The sequence below is a fragment of the Ornithinimicrobium murale genome (assembly GCF_003352835.1).
Lineage (GTDB): Bacteria > Actinomycetota > Actinomycetes > Actinomycetales > Dermatophilaceae > Ornithinicoccus > Ornithinicoccus muralis.
In genome coordinates this window covers 38,138-56,007 of record NZ_QLVD01000010.1, presented here as the reverse complement: position 1 = coordinate 56,007, position 17,870 = coordinate 38,138, and the positions used below count along the sequence as shown (strand labels likewise).

The 17,870-nt window shown below is 69.1% G+C and carries 15 protein-coding genes and 1 tRNA gene; 10 read left to right on the top strand and 6 right to left on the bottom strand.

Annotated elements, in window-relative coordinates; genetic code table 11:
* Nucleotides 1-11: 11 nt before the first annotated feature.
* The 3 genes from DPQ65_RS03505 to DPQ65_RS03495 all read right to left on the bottom strand — a co-directional run bounded on the left by DPQ65_RS03505 (nt 12) and on the right by DPQ65_RS03495 (nt 3,284).
* Entirely contained in the window at nt 12-1,061 is a 1,050-nt protein-coding gene (locus DPQ65_RS03505; RefSeq protein WP_202862990.1) for a beta-ketoacyl-ACP synthase III, read from the bottom strand.
* Nucleotides 1,058-2,014, bottom strand: coding sequence for an ACP S-malonyltransferase (locus DPQ65_RS03500; protein ID WP_114906001.1), 957 nt, complete (start codon nt 2,012-2,014; stop codon nt 1,058-1,060). The genes DPQ65_RS03505 and DPQ65_RS03500 overlap by 4 nt, the downstream gene beginning before the upstream one ends.
* Before the next feature lie 79 nt (nt 2,015-2,093).
* Nucleotides 2,094-3,284 carry a PucR family transcriptional regulator gene (locus DPQ65_RS03495; protein ID WP_238146661.1) on the bottom strand — a complete coding sequence of 397 codons (1,191 nt, stop codon included), beginning with the start codon at nt 3,282-3,284 and terminating at the stop codon, nt 2,094-2,096.
* 127 nt (nt 3,285-3,411) lie between these two features.
* Between DPQ65_RS03495 and DPQ65_RS03490 the strand changes: the two genes are divergently transcribed.
* Together DPQ65_RS03490 and DPQ65_RS03485 are read left to right on the top strand one after the other, a co-directional pair.
* Nucleotides 3,412-4,041 (top strand): DinB family protein, encoded by a 630-nt coding sequence (locus DPQ65_RS03490; RefSeq protein WP_114906000.1) that lies wholly within the window; start codon nt 3,412-3,414, stop codon nt 4,039-4,041.
* Nucleotides 4,034-5,113, top strand: coding sequence for a glycerophosphodiester phosphodiesterase (locus DPQ65_RS03485; protein ID WP_238146660.1), 1,080 nt, complete (start codon nt 4,034-4,036; stop codon nt 5,111-5,113). Before DPQ65_RS03490 ends, DPQ65_RS03485 begins: the two co-directional genes overlap by 8 nt.
* Nucleotides 5,114-5,141: 28 nt before the next feature.
* Here the strand turns inward: DPQ65_RS03485 and aceE are convergent, their stop codons facing one another.
* Entirely contained in the window at nt 5,142-7,934 is a 2,793-nt protein-coding gene (gene aceE, locus DPQ65_RS03480; protein ID WP_114905998.1) for a pyruvate dehydrogenase (acetyl-transferring), homodimeric type, read from the bottom strand.
* Nucleotides 7,935-8,137: 203 nt separating this feature from the next.
* Here aceE and DPQ65_RS03475 point away from each other — a divergent pair, with 203 nt between their 5' ends.
* The 3 genes from DPQ65_RS03475 (at nt 8,138) to ctlX (ending at nt 10,069) form a co-directional block, all read left to right on the top strand.
* Complete coding sequence (locus DPQ65_RS03475; protein ID WP_238146659.1) at nt 8,138-8,521, top strand: DUF3052 domain-containing protein; 384 nt, start codon at nt 8,138-8,140, stop codon at nt 8,519-8,521.
* Nucleotides 8,518-9,000 (top strand): peroxiredoxin, encoded by a 483-nt coding sequence (locus DPQ65_RS03470; RefSeq protein WP_114905996.1) that lies wholly within the window; start codon nt 8,518-8,520, stop codon nt 8,998-9,000. Before DPQ65_RS03475 ends, DPQ65_RS03470 begins: the two co-directional genes overlap by 4 nt.
* Before the next feature lie 91 nt (nt 9,001-9,091).
* On the top strand, nt 9,092-10,069 hold the full coding sequence (ctlX, locus tag DPQ65_RS03465; RefSeq protein WP_114905995.1) for a citrulline utilization hydrolase CtlX: 978 nt from the start codon (nt 9,092-9,094) through the stop codon (nt 10,067-10,069).
* Between the two features lie 339 nt (nt 10,070-10,408).
* On the opposite strand, the gene DPQ65_RS03460 is transcribed toward ctlX, so the two are convergent.
* Nucleotides 10,409-10,481, bottom strand: a tRNA-Val gene (locus tag DPQ65_RS03460).
* A 60-nt stretch (nt 10,482-10,541) separates the two neighbouring features.
* Between DPQ65_RS03460 and DPQ65_RS03455 the strand changes: the two genes are divergently transcribed.
* From DPQ65_RS03455 to DPQ65_RS03430, 5 genes are all read left to right on the top strand, one after another.
* Nucleotides 10,542-11,471 carry a Nif3-like dinuclear metal center hexameric protein gene (locus DPQ65_RS03455; RefSeq protein WP_114905994.1) on the top strand — a complete coding sequence of 310 codons (930 nt, stop codon included), beginning with the start codon at nt 10,542-10,544 and terminating at the stop codon, nt 11,469-11,471.
* Nucleotides 11,468-12,205 carry a zinc ribbon domain-containing protein gene (locus DPQ65_RS03450; RefSeq protein WP_114905993.1) on the top strand — a complete coding sequence of 246 codons (738 nt, stop codon included), beginning with the start codon at nt 11,468-11,470 and terminating at the stop codon, nt 12,203-12,205. Before DPQ65_RS03455 ends, DPQ65_RS03450 begins: the two co-directional genes overlap by 4 nt.
* 2 nt (nt 12,206-12,207) lie before the next feature.
* Nucleotides 12,208-13,428 (top strand): bifunctional RNase H/acid phosphatase, encoded by a 1,221-nt coding sequence (locus DPQ65_RS03445; protein ID WP_114905992.1) that lies wholly within the window; start codon nt 12,208-12,210, stop codon nt 13,426-13,428.
* A gap of 710 nt (nt 13,429-14,138) precedes the next feature.
* Nucleotides 14,139-15,500: a cystathionine beta-synthase gene (locus tag DPQ65_RS03435; protein ID WP_114905990.1), complete on the top strand. Its 1,362-nt coding sequence runs from the start codon at nt 14,139-14,141 to the stop codon at nt 15,498-15,500.
* An 84-nt stretch (nt 15,501-15,584) separates the two neighbouring features.
* Nucleotides 15,585-16,730, top strand: a complete 1,146-nt coding sequence (locus DPQ65_RS03430; protein WP_114905989.1) for a cystathionine gamma-synthase — start codon at nt 15,585-15,587, stop codon at nt 16,728-16,730.
* Between the two features lie 505 nt (nt 16,731-17,235).
* Here DPQ65_RS03430 and DPQ65_RS15490 read toward each other — a convergent pair.
* Complete coding sequence (locus DPQ65_RS15490; RefSeq protein WP_162801996.1) at nt 17,236-17,556, bottom strand: hypothetical protein; 321 nt, start codon at nt 17,554-17,556, stop codon at nt 17,236-17,238.
* Between the last annotated feature and the right edge of the window lie 314 nt (nt 17,557-17,870).

The window sequence follows — 17,870 nt, the reverse complement described above, 5'->3', positions numbered from 1 at the left end:
GGACTGGTGGGTCAGGGCAGGACGATGACCTGGGCCGCGTAGACCAGGCCGGCGCCGAAGCCGAACTGCAGGGCCAGGCCGCCGTGCGGGGCCTCGCCCTCGCTCAGCATGCGTGCCGTCGCGAGGGGGACCGAGGCGGCCGAGGTGTTGCCGGTCTCGGCGATGTCGCGCGCGACCGGGATGTCCTCCGGGAGGCCGATGTGCTTGATCATCGCGTCGGTGATCCGCATGTTGGCCTGGTGCGGGATGAAGGCGTCCAGCTGCTGCGGGGCGATGCCGGCTGCAGCCAGCGCCTTGTCGACCACCGGGGCGATGGTGTAGACCGCCCAGCGGAAGACCGACTGGCCCTGCATCGCGAAGTGTGGCCACTCGACGGCGCCAGCCTCCGCGGAGGTCATGCCGGCCCGCAGCCCCGTCCACGGTTCCTTCTGCATGATCTTGTCCCAGTTCTCACCGTCCGAGCCCCAGATCGTCGGGCCGATGCCGGGGAAGTCGGACGGGCCCACCACGGCGGCGCCCGCGCCGTCACCGAAGATGAAGGCGCTGCCGCGGTCGTGCTTGTCGGTGAAGTCCGACAGCTTCTCGACGCCGACGACCAGGACATACTCGGCGCTGCCTGCGCGGACCATGTCGTTGGCCAGGGAAATGCCGTAGCAGTAGCCGGCGCACGCCGCGGAGATGTCGAAGGCGGCCGGACCGCTGGTGCCCAGACGGTCGGCCAGGATCGGAGCTGCGGCCGGCGTCTGGTATGGGTGGGTCACCGTCGCCATCAGGACCACCGAGATCTGGTCCGGGCTGATGCCGGCCATCGCGATCGCGTCACGGGAGGCCGCCTCGGCCATGTCGATCACAGTCTCGTCCTCGCGGGCGAACCGGCGCTCCCGGATGCCGGAGCGCTGCTGGATCCACTCGTCGCTGGAGTCGATCCACTGGCAGATCTCCTCGTTGGTGACGACGCGCTCCGGGCGGTAGCCACCGACACCGTGGACGCGGGCGTGCCGCGGGCCCTCGGGAACGGTGAGGATCGGCTGGTCGGGCTTGACTGTTGGCTGGGCGGTCACTGTGTGTCCTCCTGAGGATTGCTCGCGGCGCTGCCGTGCTCGCGGATCATGCGACGGGCGGCCTCGAGGTCGTCCGGGGTCTTCAGGGCCAGCAGTTCGACGCCCTTGAGTGCGCGCTTGGCCAGGCCGGTCAGCGTGCCGGCCGGCGCGAGCTCGATCAGTCCGGTGACACCGAGGCCGGCGAAGGTCTCCATGCACCGATCCCAACGGACCGGGTTGCTGACCTGGTTCACCAACCGGCTGAGCACGTCGCGGCCCGAGCTGACGATCGCGCCGTCGGCGTTGGAAGCCAGCGGAGTGTGTGGGTCGCGGGTCTCAATGGCCCGAGCGTAGCGTCCCAGCTGATCCACGGCGCTGGCCATGTGGTGGGTGTGAAAAGCTCCGGCCACCTGCAACGGGATGACGCGTGCCCGCGTGGGGGGCGTCTGCGTGAGCGCGGCGAGCTGGTCCATGGTGCCGGCCGCGACGATCTGTCCCGCACCGTTCATGTTGGCCGGGGTCAGCCCGTGCTGGTCCAGGACGCTGATCACCTCGTCGGGGTCGCCACCGAGCACGGCGCTCATGCCGGTCGGGGTGGCCTGCGCGGCCTCGGCCATCAGCCGCCCGCGCTCCCGGACCAGGACGACCGCCTGCTCGTGGCTCAGCACCCCCGCGGCGGCTGTCGCGGTGAGCTCGCCCACCGAGTGCCCTGCCCAGGCGCCAACCAGTGCGGCGTCGGCGGGGTCCGCAAATAGCGCTGGAAGTGAGGTCAGGCCGGCAGCCACCAGGAGGGGCTGGGCGACCGCGGTGTCACGGATGGTGTCGGCATCGGAGGTCGTGCCGTGCGCGACCAGGTCGATTCCGGCGACGGCAGAGAGCCACTCCAGGCGGTCCCGGTAGCCGTCCAGCTCAAGCCAGGGGGTCAGGAAGCCGGGAGTCTGGGAGCCCTGTCCGGGCGCGACGATCACAAGCACGAGTTCCACTCTCCCGTTCGCCGGTCGTGACCGGCGACATCGATTGCCACGACATCTCCGTGCGTTTCTTGGAGGAAACCTACAACCTCGGTCCCTCGGCTGGACGGCGCCACGCCACCTGGGCCTGCGTGGCGATGCGGCCGTAGGCGAGCGCGACCCGCGCAACCCAGGCCTCCCGGGGCAGGGTCAGATCCAGATCGATGGTCTCGGCGATCCGCCCGAGCCGGTAGCGGACCGTGTTCGGGTGCACGAAGAGCTGCCGGCTGGTGGCCTCGAGCCGGCCACCGCACTCAAGGTAGGCGGTGGCCGTCTCCAGGAGGTCGCCGTGCCGGGCCAACGGCCGATAGACCCGGTCGATCAGCAGGCGCCGGGCCGGACCGTCCCCGTTGAGGGCGCGTTCGGCGAGCAGGTCGTCGGCGAGGACCGGGCGCGGCGCCTCAACCCAGGCGGCGGCTGCGTCCAGGGCGGAGAGCGCTGACCGTGCGGAGCGGCCGGCAGCGAACAGGTGCGGCACCCGCGGACCGACCACGACCGGGCCGGACCCGAACTGGCCGACCAGCTTCTCCGCCGTGGACATCGGGTCGGTGAGCCTGCCCAGCACGAGGATCAGTCGCTGGCCCTGCACCGCGATCAGCACCTCCAGCCCGCTCGTGGCTGCCACCGAGCGGACGGCTGCAGCCACCTCCGCGCTGGTCCGCTGCGGGGTGGCACCGACGACCACGGCCACGTCCGTGACCTGTTCCCACCCCAGCTCAGCGGCCCGGGACTGGAGGGTGTCGTCGGCCTCGCCGCGCACGACCGCGTGGACGACGAGGGACTCCAGCCGGGCGTCCCAGGCACCCCGTGACTCGGCGGCCGAGGCGTAGATCTGGGCCGCGGCGAAGGCGACCTCACGGGAGTAGCGCAACAGGGAGTCGCGCACTCGGGTCTCCTCCCCGGGAGGAGCCAGCAGCTCGACGTGCTCCTCGACCTCGTCCATGGTGGTGCGCACCAGGTCGAGCGTCTGGCGGAGCGTGATCGCGTGTGCCAGCTCCCGCGGGGCGGTGCCGAAGATGTCGGCCGTGACGGGGAGGGAGTCGTCGTCCTGTCGATACCAGGTCAGGAACCCGTGGATGCCGGCCTGGGCCACCAGGGCGACCCAGGAGCGGTTCTCGGCCGACAGCTCGCGATACCACCGGTGCTCGCGGTCCATCCGCTGGGCAGCGAAGGTCGCGACGGTCCCGATGTTGCGGAGGACGGGTTCCCGCTCGGTGCCTGGGTCGCGCTCCATCCGCGCACTCTAGCGCCGCGACGTGCATCACCTGCTTTGTGGGCGTTGCACAATCGCTGCCCAGGCACGAGCCCACTGCGGGCACGGCGCCGCGCCGCGGTCGCCGGGGCATCGGTAGGTTCGGGCTATGAGCGAGGACCCGATCGTGCCCGACACCAAGGACTGGACCTGGACCACACGACGACGCTGCTCGGAGTGTGGCTTCGACGCCTCGAGCGTGGGAGCCGCGGACCTGGCCGAGCTCCTGCCCGCGCTGGCCGCGCCGTGGAAGGACGTGCTCGCCGGTGCCGACGTCGAGCAGCGTCCGGAGCCCGCCACGTGGTCCCCGCTGGAGTACGCCGGTCATGTTCACGAGGTGCTCGACCTCTTCGCCCAGCGGTTCGAGCTGGTGCTGGCCCAGGACGACCCGACCCTGCCCAACTGGGACCAGGACGTCGCGGCGGTGGAGGGGGACTACGCCAGCCAGGACCCAGAGGCGATCGCCCGCGAGATCCCCGAGCGGAGTGCCGCGCTCGTGGCTGTCCTCGCCCGCTATGGCAACGGCAGGCGTGCGGCGCACGTGCCCGGACTGGACCGCGCTGCGGGAGAGGCGCCCGACACGTCTGGAGACCCGTGGGGGCGGACAACCCGGCGCTCCGACGGGGCGGAGTTCACGGCGTTGAGCCTGGGCCGCTATCTCGTGCACGATCTGGCCCACCATCTCCATGACGTCGGGCTCGGACACCGGATCCCGTCCACCGGCTCGTCCCGTGCCTGAGCGCCCCGACCTGCCTCGTGGGGCCGACCGCGACCGTCCTCTCCTGATCGCCCACCGCGGGGCCAGCGGCGAGCGTCCAGAACACACACTGGCCGCCTACGAGCTGGCCGCCCGCCTGGGTGCTGACTATCTCGAGCCCGACCTGGTCAGCACGGCCGACGGGCACCTCGTGGTCCGCCATGAGAACGAGATCGGGGGGACGACCGACATCGCCGACCACCCGGAGTTCACCGACCGGCACGCCACGAAGGTCATCGACGGCCAGTCGGTCGCCGGATGGTTCACCGAGGACCTGACCCTCGCGGAGCTGCGCACCCTGCGCTGTCGCGAACGGTTGCCCGACCTGCGACCCGGCACCACGGCATACGACGGGCAGTTCACCGTGCCCACCCTCGTGGAGGTGCTGGACCTCCGCGCCAGGTTGTCCGCGGAGCTGGGCCGGGGGATCGGGGTGTATCCGGAGACCAAGCACCCGACCTACTTCCGCGAGCTCGGGCTGGCCCTGGAGCAACCCTTGGTGGCGGCGCTGGAGTCGGCCGGGCTGAACAGCTCGGACGCGCCGGTGCACCTCCAGTCCTTCGAGCTGGGCAGCCTGGTCGCGCTGCGGGACCTCGGCGCCCGCGCGCCGCTCGTCTTCCTCGTGGAGTGTGTCGGTGCGCCCTACGACCTTGTCGCAGCTGGTGACTCCCGCAGCTTTGGTGACCTGCTCACCCCGTCCGGGCTGGCAGAGCTGGCCCGCTGGGTCGATGCGATCGGCCCACACAAGGACCTGGTGATCGGCCGCGAGGCGGACGGCAGCCTGGGCCGGCCGACCTCGCTGGTCGCTGACGCGCACGCCGCGGGCCTGCGGGTGCACCCGTGGACCTTCCGCAGGGAGAACACCTTCCTGCCGACCGACCTGCGGTCCCCCGGCGGTGACCCCACGGCGGCAGGCGACCTGGTGACCGAGATCCGCGCGCACCTGGCGGCCGGTGTGGACGGGTTCTTCACCGACCACACCGACCTGGGTGTGCAGGCGCTCACCCGCACCCAGGGTCTGGGAAGTGAGAACGGGCCGGCGCGACAGGTGTAGCCTGTCGCGCCGGCCCGTCTCTGCCGGGTTAGGAGTCGCCGCCGGTCACGCCGCTGGTGCCGGCGCGCACGTCGTGCAGCTGATACTTCTCGATCGCCTGCTGGGGGATGGCGGCGTCGATCTCGCCCCGGTCGGCGAGCATCTGCAGCGCCTTGACCGCCATGGAGGGCCCGTCGATGTGGAAGAACCGGCGGGCTGCGGCCCGGGTGTCGGCGAACCCGAACCCGTCGGCACCGAGGGAGTAGTAGTCCTCCGGCACCCACGGCGCGATCTGGTCCTGCACGGCGCGCATCGAGTCGCTGGTCGCGATGACCGGACCGGTGCCCTCGGACAGGCGCTGGGTCACATAGGGGATGCGGCGCTCGTTCTCGGGGTGCAGGAAGCGCTCGTCGTCACACCGCATCGCCTCGCGGCGCAGCTCGGTCCACGAGGTGACCGACCAGACCTCGGCGGTCACGCCCCAGTCCTGCTCGAGGAGCTCGCGTGCTTCCAGGGCCCAGGGCACCCCCACGCCGGAGGCGAGCAACCGCACGTTCTTGTTGCCGTCGCCGCCCTCGGCGATGCGGTGCATTCCCTTGAGGATGCCCTCGGCGTCGACGTCTTCCGGCTCGGGCGGGTGCACCATCGGCTCGTTGTAGAGGGTGACGTAGTAGAGGACGTCTTCGGGGTCCTCGCCATACATCCGGCGGATGCCGTCCTGCACGATGTGCGCGATCTCATAGGCGTAGACCGGGTCGTAGGCCACCACTGCGGGGTTGGTGGAGGCCAGCAGGTGACCGTGGCCGTCGGCGTGCTGCAGGCCCTCACCGGTGAGCGTCGTGCGACCGGCGGTGGCCGCCATCAGGAAGCCGCGCGCCAGCTGGTCGGTCGCGGCATAGAGGCCGTCCCCGGTGCGCTGGAAACCGAACATCGAGTAGAAGACATAGAACGGCACCATCGGCAGGCCGTGGGTGTCGTAGGACGTGCCGGCGGCCGTGAGCGCAGCGACCGAACCGGCCTCGTTGATGCCCACGTGCAACAACTGGCCTGACTCGGACTCCTTGTAGGCCAACATCAGCTCGGCGTCCACCGAGGTGTAGTTCTGGCCGTGGACGTTGTAGATCTTGGCGGTCGGGAAGAAGCTGTCCATCCCGAAGGTCCGCGCCTCGTCCGGGATGATCGGCACGATGTGCTTGCCGAACTCCTTGTCGCGCATCAGGTCCTTGAAGATGCGGACGAAGGCCATCGTGGACGCGATCTGCTGCTTGCCCGAGCCCTTCTTGCCGACCTTGTAGGTGTCGTCGCCGGGTAGGGCCAGCTGACGTGCCTTCTCCGGCTGCCGCTTGGGCAGGCCGCCCCCGAGCGCAACACGGCGCTCCTTCATGTACTGGAGCGTGGGGTCGTCCTCCGCGGGCCGGTAGAACGGTGGCGCGTAGGGGTCCTTCTCGAGCTCCTCGTCGGTGATCGGGATCTTCAGCCCGTCGCGGAAGGACTTGAGGTCCTCGACGGTCATCTTCTTCATCTGGTGGGTCGCGTTGCGCCCGGCGAAGTTGGAGCCGAGGCTGTAGCCCTTGATCGTCTTGGCCAGGATGACGGTCGGCTGACCGGTGTGCTCCATGGCCTCCTTGTAGGCGGCATAGACCTTGCGGTAGTCGTGGCCGCCGCGCTTCAGGGCCCACCACACCTGGTCGTCGGACCAGTCCTTGACCAGTTCCTTGGTGCGCGGGTCGCGACCGAAGAAGTGGTCGCGAATGAAGCCGCCGTCCTTGGCGCGGTAGGTCTGGTAGTCGCCGTCGGGAGTGGAGTTCATCAGGTTGACGAGCGCGCCGGAGGGGTCGGCGGCCAGCAGCTCGTCCCAGCCGCGGCCCCAGACGACCTTGATGACGTTCCAGCCGGCGCCGCGGAAGAAGGACTCCAGCTCCTGGATGATCTTGCCGTTGCCGCGGACGGGGCCGTCGAGACGCTGCAGGTTGCAGTTGATGACGAAGGTGAGGTTGTCGAGCTCGTCGTTGGCCGCGACGTGCAGCAGGCCGCGCGACTCGGGCTCGTCCATCTCCCCGTCGCCCAGGAACGCCCAGACGTGCTGCTGGGAGGTGTCCTTCAGCCCGCGGTTGTGGAGGTACTTGTTGAACTGTGCCTGATAGATCGCGTTCATCGGGCCCAGACCCATGGACACCGTCGGGAACTGCCAGAAGTCCGGCATGCTCCGCGGGTGCGGGTAGGAGGGCACGGCCCGCACCTTGTCGTCGACGATGTGCGACTTCTCCTGACGGAAACCGGCCAGGTCCTCCTCCTCGAGGCGGCCCTCGAGGAACGCGCGGGCATACATGCCGGGGGAGGCGTGCCCCTGGAAGAAGATCTGGTCCCCGCCGCCCTCGTGGTCGCGGCCCCGCCAGAAGTGGTTGAACCCGACCTCATACAGCGTGGCGGCCGAGGCGTAGGTGGAGATGTGTCCGCCGACGGCGATGTCGGGGTGCTGCGCACGGTGCACCATGACCGCGGCGTTCCAGCGGATCCACGCGCGGTAGCGCCGCTCCACGTCCTCGTCGCCAGGGAACCACGGCTCGCGCTCCGGCGGGATGGTGTTGACATAGTCGGTGGTCGTCAGCGACGGGATGCCGACCTGCGACTCCCGGGCACGCTCCAGCATCTTGAGCATCAGGTAGCGCGCGCGGCGCCGCCCGCCCGAGTCAATCGCACCCGCCAGGGAGTCCAGCCACTCCTGCGTCTCCTCGGGGTCGGTGTCGGGAATCTGACTGGGCAACCCGTTGACGATGGGACCCGGCTTGTTGGTTGTCACTGACGTTCCTTCCGCTGCGAGCAGCAACTCTCCTTCAGTCATCCTCGCACGCCGGGTACGGTGGTTGCATGGCCTACCCCACCACCGTGGACCGATGCGTCCATGCCCACCAGACCATGCGTCATACCCCCTCCTCTGTCCCCGCCCCTGAGGTGCGCCGCGTGTCGCGTCTTGCCTCTCCCAGCGTTCTCTAGTGGACTGTGCGCACTATGGCTGACGAAGGGAACCGCCCCCAGGGTGGAGCGGTGGACAAGTTGGGTTTCGCACACGACCAGATTGTGTTGGAGTACGGCTACGACGACGACGTCGACCAGGGCTTTCGGGCCCTGGTGGAGTCGGTGGTCGGAGGCCCGTTGGAGGGAGAGGACTACACCGGCGTCGTCGATGCCGTGCTGGTGTGGTGGCGCGAGGGTGACGGCGACCTGACCGACGAGCTCGTGGACAGTCTCGCGCTGCTGGAGGACGGCGGCTTCATCGCGCTGGTGACCCCTGGGAGCGGTCGGGATGACCGCGTGGCCGCCCACGACGTGCAGGAGGCATGCAACACCGCGGGGCTGACGGCCAGTGGTGCCGTGCCGCTCGAGGGCGGCGACCAGTGGCACGCCCAGCGACTGGTGGGCCGGCGATGACCGTTGACACTGTCGCGGAGACACCAACCGTCGTTGGTGACACCGCGCCGGACTTCACGCTGACCGACCAGACGGGGGCGGCCGTCACCCTCTCGGAGGTCGTCCGGGACCGGCACGCACTCCTGGTGTTCTTCCCGTTCGCCTTCTCCAGCATCTGCACCGGCGAGCTGCTGGAGATCTCGCTGAACGTCGACGAGTTCGTCAACGACCACGTCAGTGTCTACGCGATCTCCTGCGACCCCCGGCACGCGCAGGCTGCCTGGGCCGCCCACGAGGGCTACCGGTTCCCGTTGCTGTCCGACTTCTGGCCACACGGCGACGTCGCCCGGAGCTATGGGGTCTTTGACCAGACCTCCGGCACGGCGGTGCGCGGGACCTTCCTGGTGGACCAGCAGATGCGGGTCGCGTGGAGCCTGGTCAACGGCCCCGGTGAGCAGCGCGACATCGGAGTCCTGCACGCCGCGGTCAAGGACCTCTGAGGGGCAGATTCCGCTCCGCCTCGCGTGGGGTGGGACACTCCTGTCAGCAGCGCTGGCAAAGCGTGCCCCGTCAATCGCGAGAGAGGTGTCAATGTCGGTCCAGGCCCCAGGTGCCGTGGTGATGATCCGCCCCCATCGGTTCACTCCGAACCCAGACACCGCCGCGGACAACGCCTTCCAGGTGGCGGCCATCGGAGACCCCGAGGAGCTGGCGACCAGGGCCTTCCAGGAGGTGACGCGGGCTGCTGAGGTGCTGGAGGCGGCCGGTGTCGCCGTCCACCTCTTCGACGACGAGGACGCCACCCGGCCGGACAGCGTCTTTCCCAACAACTGGTTCTCGACCCATGCCGGCGGGCGCGTGGCGCTCTACCCGATGTATGCCCCGAGCCGGCGCACGGAGCGCAGGCCGGACATCGTGGAGATGCTCAAGGCTCGCTACCGCGTGCAGGACGTCTTCGACTACTCGGGCCTGGAGTACGACAACATCTTCCTCGAGGGCACCGGAGCGATGGTCCTGGACCACCTGTCACGGATCGCCTACACCGCGCGTTCCCGCCGCGCGGACCCGGTGGTGCTGGAGCGGTTCTGCACCGCCTTCGGGTATGAGCCGATGGCCTTCGACGCCGCCGACCGGGACGGGACACCCGTCTATCACACCAACGTGCTCATGTGCATCGCCTCGGACTTCGTGTTGATCGGACTGTCGATGATCACCGACCCCGACCGCCGCGCGGAGATCACCGAGCGGCTCGGCGGACGTCGCGGCAACCGGCACGTTCTGGAGCTGAGTGACCAGCAGATCCACGACTTCGCCGGCAACGCCATCGAGCTCGAGGGCGACGATGGGCGCCGATTCCTGGCGCTCTCCACCCGCGCAGCCGCTTCGCTCACTGACCAGCAGCGCGAGGTCATCGAGCGCAGCTGCACGCTGCTTCCCCTCGATGTCCCGACGATCGAGCTGGCTGGCGGTTCGGTCAGGTGCATGCTGGCGAGCATCCACCTTGACCCGCGTCCCCGGGTCGGGTCCGTCACCGGCACGGTGGCCCAGGCTCCTGCCGCTGCGCACTGACCAATCTGGGCACCCTGTCCGTCAGCCTGGGGACTCCGTCCGTCAGTCTGGGGACCCCGTCCGCCCGGCCTGAGCACAGGCGGAGTACGCGCACTATGCGCTGCCCCGAGATACGGACCGCCTGCCGTAGCGATCCCTGAGGGGATGGTCCGTATGCCGGGGCAGCGCATAGTGTCCAAGGACCAGGTGTCCACTGCGGGTGGGTGATCACCGGGAACGGCCGCAGGTGGTTGATGTGGCTCCGGGTGATGACGGGGACCAGGTGATGACGGGGGCCAGGTGGTGGCGGGGACCAGGTGGTGGCGGGGAGAACGGCGGGCACGGAGAAGATCTACCGAGTGGGCCCGGCCGGGCTCGAACCGACGACAACCGCGGTGTAAACGCGGTGCTCTACCAACTGAGCTACAGGCCCCTGCGGGCACCGCACGGAGGTCCCGACGCGGCGCTGCGGCGCACCATTGTGCCACCTAGCATGGGCGGGGTGACACAGACAGCCGAGACAACGCCGGAGACCGGCCAGCTCACCCTGCGCGACGTGGTCGCCGTGCTCGAGCGGATGCACCCCCTGGACACCGCCCAGTCGTGGGACCGGGTGGGGCTCGTGGCAGGTGACCTCGACCAACCGGTCAGCCGCATCCACCTTGCCGTTGACCCCACACTGGCGGTCATCGAGGAGGCCCGTGCCGCGGGAGCGGACCTGATCATCACCCACCACCCGCTGCTGCTGCGCGGCATCCACTCGGTGGCCACTACGACCGCCAAGGGCGTGGCCGTCACCGAGCTGCTGGTCAACGACATCGCGCTCTACTGCGCCCACACCAATGCCGACGTGGCTGATCCCGGCGTCGGGCAGGCACTCGCGGACGCCTGCGGCCTCACCCGGACCGAGGCATTGGAGATCACCGAGGGCCAGGAGCTCGGCCGGGTCGGGGACCTGCCCGCCCCCACCACCCTCGCCGAGTTCGCCCGGCGCCTGCACGAGAACCTGCCGAGAACAGCCGGAGGGATCCGGGTGGCAGGGCCTGCGGACGGCGCCGTCCGCAGGGTCGCCGTCCTCGGCGGGGCAGGCGACTCCTCCTTCGACGCGGTCCGCGCTGCCGACGCAGACGTCTACGTGACCGCCGACCTGCGCCACCACCCGGCTCTTGAGGCGCGTGAGGAGGCCTCCCTCACCGGGGGCACGCCCTATCTGATCGACGCCGGACACTTCGCCAGCGAGTCCCTGTGGCTGCCCGGACTCGCCAGCCGCCTGATGGCGGAACTGGCCGGTGCTGCGGCTAGGTTGGAGGTCCACGTCTCGCAGGTGCGGACCGACCCGTGGGAGTTCGTCCTCGGAGCGTCCGGACCGGAGCAGGACCCGCTGAGCGGACCACACACGAACGACGCAGGAGACCTCGCGTGAAAGCCGACCCCACCGACCAGCAGCGACTGCTGGAGCTGCAGGCCCTCGACACCCGGCTTGACCAGCTGGATCACCAGCTGCGCAGTCTGCCCGAGCACGCCGAGCTCGCCGCACTGACCGCTCGCGCGGGTGACGTCGACGCCGAGGTGGTGCGCACCACCACCGCACGGGGCGACGTGCAGCGTGAGCTGGTCAAGGCCGAGCAGGATGTGCAGCTGGTCCGCGACCGGGCCGCCCGCGACCAGCAGCGGCTGGATTCTGGTGCGGGCAGCGCCAAGGACATGCAGGCGCTGCAGCACGAGATCGAGTCGCTGGCCCGCCGGCAGTCCACCCTCGAGGACGAGGAGCTGGAGGTGATGGAGCGCGCCGAGGCGCTGGACGCCGAGGTCGCTCGCGCCCAGGCCGACCAGGAGGCACTGGCGGCGGAGACGGCCGAGGTCACCCGCAGCCGCGACGCCAAGGCCGGAGCCCTCGAGGCCGACCGGGCCGAGGTCGCCGGGGGACGCGAGGCGATCGTGGCCGACATCAGCGCCGAGCTGCTGGCGCTCTATGACAAGATCCGCGCGCAGTCCGGCACCGGTGCCGCGCCCCTGCAACAGCGGCGGTGCGGAGGCTGCCAACTCGAGCTCAACAACGTCGACCTCGCCCGGATGCGGGCTGCCGCGGACGACGAGGTGCTGCGCTGCGAGGAGTGTCGCCGCATCCTCGTGCGCACGCCCGAGTCTGGCTTGTGAGTATGCCAGGGGGTCCGGGGCGGCGCGTGGTCGTCGAGGCCGACGGTGGGTCCCGGGGCAACCCCGGAGTGGCCGGTTACGGCGCGCTGGTGCGAGACAGTGACGGCACCCTGCTGGCCGAGCGCGCCGGGCCGCTGGGCACGGCGTCGAACAACGTCGCGGAGTACACCGGTCTGATCGAAGGACTGCGCGCGGTCCTGCACCTTGGACTGGCGCCGGACGCCACGATCGAGGTGCGGATGGACTCACAGCTGGTCGTGGAGCAGATGAGCGGCCGCTGGAAGATCAAGCACGAGGACATGAAGAGCCTGGCCAGCCAGGCCCGCGAGCTGGCCGGACAGATCGATGCTGCGGGTGGCCAGGTGAGCTACACCTGGATCCCGCGCGAGGAGAACTCTGCCGCCGACGCCCTGTCCAACGCCGGCATGGACGGCGAGACCGTGCGCCTGGACCACCAGGTCGACCGGGCCGCGGATCGTCCGCCGACGCTGCAGCCCACCTTCGGTGAGGTCAAGGCCCCCGTCGGCGAGCAGGTCTTCAGCACCGAGACCGACCCGACCCTGGAGGGCTCCTGCAGGCTGATCCTGGTGCGGCACGGCGTCACCGACTTCACCCGCAGCCACAAGCTCGATGGTCGTGGAGGCGCTAACCCGCCGCTCAATGACGAGGGCCTGGCTCAGGCCAGCGCAGCCGCGGGGGCGGTCAAGCGCCTCATCGACCGCTCCGGACCCACGACCGTGCAGGTCATCACCTCGTCCCTCACCCGCGCCATGCAGACCGGGGGAGCGGTCGCCGAGGCGCTCGGGCTGACGCCCGAGATCGACCGGGACTGGGACGAGCAGGCCTTCGGTGACTGGGACGGTGCGACCATGGCCGATCTGGTGACCCACTCGGGGCAGGACCTGCTCGCGCTGCGCCAGGATCCGGCATACAGCCGTCCGGGTGGGGAGAGCCGCACCCAGCTGATCGGACGGGTGACCGAGGCCCTGGCCCGTGCCGTCGCGCGCGGGGGCACGGTGGTGGTGGCCACCCACCGGCTGCCCGTCATGGTCGTGCTGTCCCAGGTCCTGGGCATCGACACCAACCGCGCCTGGTCGATCGCGACTGCGCCGGCCTCGCTGACAGCCTTCGAGTTCTGGCCCGACGGCGGGGTCCAAGTCGCCTTCGTCAACGACACCCACCACCTGCACGACCTGACCATCGGGTCTGGCCGACCCACTTAACAATGCGCGGAGCCGTCGTCATCGGGTTGGCACTAGTCGTTGCGGGCTGTGCTGGAAGCCCACACAACGAGGACGCAGGAATCGGAGAGCAGCGACTCAGCTATGAGAGTTCTCTCCGCGGATTTTATTCCTCAATGGCGACCTGTCTGACGGAGAATGGTTTCCCCGCCGAACTCAACGCAGAGGGCAATGGTGTCCGACGATTACGGCCCCCAGATGGAGTCCAGCCCCAGGCGTCAGATCTGAACACCGCCTACGATCAATGCGCACAAGCGGCAGGTGGTCAGCCGGACCCGCCGCCCCCTCCCTCTGAATCTGAGTTGCAGTCGCTCTATGCCCTGAACCTCGAGGTGGTCGACTGCCTTCAGGACCATGGCTACCACTACACGGACCCACCGTCTGTCGAGACGTATGTGGAGACCTACCTGGCCAGCCTTCAGGGTGTGGGGAGTGCGCCGTGGACTCCCTACACGGCTGAAGACCCAGGGGCTTTCGAGGACTGCCCCCAGCCAAGTCTGGTGGACCTCTACCGGGAGCGATAGATCGTCCTCCACGACCCTCTGAACTCGGTGCTGCAGGGAGCGGCGGGTCCAGATGCCGAACAGCGCCCGTCAGGGGGTGGCCCTGACCGACTGTATGCCGGGGCGGGGTTGAGAGCTCGCGTCACCTACGCTGGGGTCAAGCATCCACCGACCCGGGAGCAACCACTGATGCGCGTCGCAGAGACCATCCTCGACACGATCGGCGACACGCCGCTCGTCAGGCTCAACCACGTGACCGAGGGCCTCGCTGCGACGGTCCTGGCCAAGATCGAGTACGTCAACCCCGGCGGGTCGGTCAAGGACCGGATCGCGATCAAGATCATCGACGCGGCCGAGGCCGAGGGCAAGCTGAAGCCGGGCGGCACCATCGTCGAGCCGACCAGCGGCAACACCGGTGTGGGACTGGCCCTGGTCGCGCAGCAGCGCGGCTACAAGTGCATCTTCGTGTGCCCCGACAAGGTCGGCGAGGACAAGATCAACGTGCTCAAGGCCTACGGTGCTGAGGTCGTGGTGACCCCGACGTCCGTGCCGCCGGAGCACCCCGAGTCCTACTACTCCGTCAGCGACCGGCTCGCCGAGGAGATCGAGGGCGCCTACAAGCCCAACCAGTACGAGAACCTCAACGGCCCAGCCTCGCACTACGAGTCGACAGGCCCGGAGATCTGGCGGGACACCGACGGCACCGTGACCCACTTCGTCGCCGGTATCGGCACCGGCGGGACCATCTCCGGCACCGGCCGCTACCTGCGGGAGCAGGGTGACGTGACGGTGATCGGTGCCGACCCGGAGGGCTCGGTCTACTCCGGCGGCACCGGGCGGCCCTACCTGGTCGAGGGGGTTGGCGAGGACATGTGGCCGGGCGCGTATGACACGACCGTGCCGCATCAGATCATCCCGGTCACCGACGCCGAGTCCTTCGCGATGACGACCCGCCTGGCGCTGGAGGAGGGCCTGCTCGTCGGCGGCTCCTCAGGCATGGCGGTGGTCGCCGCTCTCAAGGCGGCCAAGGACCTCGGGCCGGAGCACACCGTGGTCGTGCTGCTGCCCGACGGCGGCCGGGGCTATCTCGGCAAGATCTTCAACGAGGGGTGGATGCGCAGCTACGGCTTCAGCCCGGTCGCCGAGGAGGAGAAGACCGTCCGGGACGTGCTCTCGGCCAAGACCGGGCGGCTGCCCGATCTGGTGCACGTGCACCCGACCGACACGGTCCGCGACGCGATCGACATCATGGCGGAGTATGCCGTCAGTCAGCTGGTCGTCCTCGGCGCCGAGCCGCCGGTCGTCATGGGAGAGGTCAAGGGCTCGCTCACCGAGCGGGCGCTGCTCGATGCGGTCTTCCACGGGGAGGCCAGCCTGACCAGTGCGGTGAGCGGTCTGACCGGACCCCCGTTGCCGCTGATCGGTGCCAATGACTCGGTCGCGTCCGCGCGGGAAGCATTCACCGACGCCGACGCGTTGTTGGTGACAGAGGGCGGCAAGCCCGTCGCCGTGCTGACTCGCCCCGACCTGCTCACCTTCCTGTCCAAGTGAGGAGTGCAGCCGGGCCAAACCTCCCTCGAAATGCGCACAACGCGTTCCGAACTTCCCCAAGAATTGTGAACGGAGCTCACTGACGTGTCCGGATTCTCCACCCGCGCCATCCACGCCGGCCAGGCCTTCGACCCCAGGACCGGGGCGGTGATCCCGCCGGTCTACCAGACCTCGACCTTCGTGCAGGAGCACGTCGGAGGCCTGCGCGAGGGCTATGAGTACACCCGCGGGACCAACCCGACGCGAGACGCACTGCAGGAACTGGTCGCCGACCTCGAGGGCGGCGTGCAGGGGCTCTCCTTCGCCTCCGGCCTCGCGGCGGAGGACGCGACCTTCCGGGCGCTGCTGTCCGCCGGCGACCACGTCCTGATGGGCAACGACGTCTACGGCGGCACGCACCGGCTCGTCAACCGGATCCTCAAGCCGTGGGGCCTGGACCTCAGCACCGCGGAGATGACCGACCTCGATGCGGTGCGTGCCGGCATCCGCCCGGAGACCAAGATGCTCTGGCTGGAGACGCCGAGCAACCCCCTGATGAAGATCAGCGACATCGAGGCGCTCGCGGCGCTCGGTCACGAGCACGGGCTGATCGTCGTGGTGGACAACACCTTCGCCTCCCCGGCGTTGCAGACTCCCCTCGCGCTCGGCGCCGACGTTGTGGTCCACTCGGCCACGAAGTACCTCGGCGGCCACTCCGATGTCCTCGGCGGTCTCGTGGTGACCGCGAGCGAGGAGCTGGGGGAGAAGATCCAGTTCCTGCAGTTCGCCGCCGGTGGCGTCTCCGCGCCGTGGGAGGTGTTCCTGACGATCCGCGGCATCAAGACCCTCGCGCTGCGGATGGAGAAGCACAGCTCCAACGCGGCCGCGATCGCGCAGGCGCTCGTCGGCCATCCGTCCGTGGAGCGGGTCTACTACCCGGGCCTGGCCGACCATCCCGGGCACGAGATCGCTGCGAAGCAGATGAGCAGCTTCGGTGGCATGGTCTCGCTGGGTCTGACCGGCGGGGCGGCTGCGGCTCGCCAGTTCGCCGAGTCGACGTCCGTGTTCCAGTTGGCCGAGAGCCTCGGTGGGGTGGAGTCCCTGGTGAACTATCCAGCTGAGATGACTCACGCCTCCGTGCGCGGCACCGAGCTGGAGGTGCCGGACAACATCATCCGACTCTCCGTCGGCATCGAGGACGAGGCCGACCTGGTCGCCGACGTGCAGCAGGCCCTCGCGCGACTCGACTGAGGCGGGAGCCCCGCCCGCCCTACGGCACTGACCTCCCCTTTGCGACCGCGCCTTCGTGCCGGTCCCTACCTGTCAGCCTGTATGTGAGTCAGTCCTCTCCAGAGATAGGAGAGAGATGATGAGCACCAAGCGCCGTCGATGGACTGTCGAGCAGAAGCGGAGGGTCTGTGCGGCACCCTGACCTGGACCCAGCGCCTTGCCGGCTCTCCCTGAGGACCCAGGCTGCGGCATACGTGCTGCACCGGCAGTCGATGACCAGGCCGCGGCCCACAAGGCCAGGGAGCACACTGCTGAGGGGTTGGCGCCAGTGCCCGGACCGCGGTCCGACGCCGGGGACATTGACCCAACTAGAGTTGCGTGCGCGGCACCGAGTTCGAGGTGGCGGACAACGTCATCCGGCTGTCGGTCGGCATCCACGACGAGGCCGACGTGGCGCCGACCCTCGGCCTCCGCGGCGGATGTGAGACGACAGCAGGATCCCCGTACGCCTCGTGGACAATGAGTGTCAGTTCGGGTTCTGGTTGCAACTGCTGTAGGCGGAGGAGAAGTATCCTGGAGTTTCTGCACGCCACGACGCCACGCGGAAGAAGCTGCTGGTGCCATACCCGATGGCGTTGTACTTAACGTAACTGCGGTCCACGCCAGCATCACTCTCGTAGAAGTGCCTGTGTGTTTCTGATGAGGTCGTCTGCGTGCTCAACCCCACGTTGTAGCCCGAACTGCAGGTTCGGCTGCCTGAACGATTGTCGTACGCGGACGATGGCCCGACTGTCGTCACGAGGACCAGACCGACGATGGCTGCGATGCTGAGGATCTTGCGTTTCATGGGGACACCTTGTTTCCGGGATGATGAGCGAGCTAGGGTGACGGACATCACTGTCCCACTCCAAGGGGGGGGGAATGTCAAGGGTTACAGGCATCGTCGTTGTCGTTTTCGCGCTGTGTCTAGGCGGTTGTAGTGGTGCCGACACCGATAGAGAGCAAGGTGCGAAGAGCGATACGGAGCCAGCTCCTCGGGCCACTCCGTCCGGCGAGGCTTCGAATTCTTTGAGCCGGCACTCTGCAGAGTCCGCTGAGGTCCCAGCGGCGCCAGTCGAGCCCAGGACACGGGAAGAGTGGTTAGCTGGCCATGCGCGCATG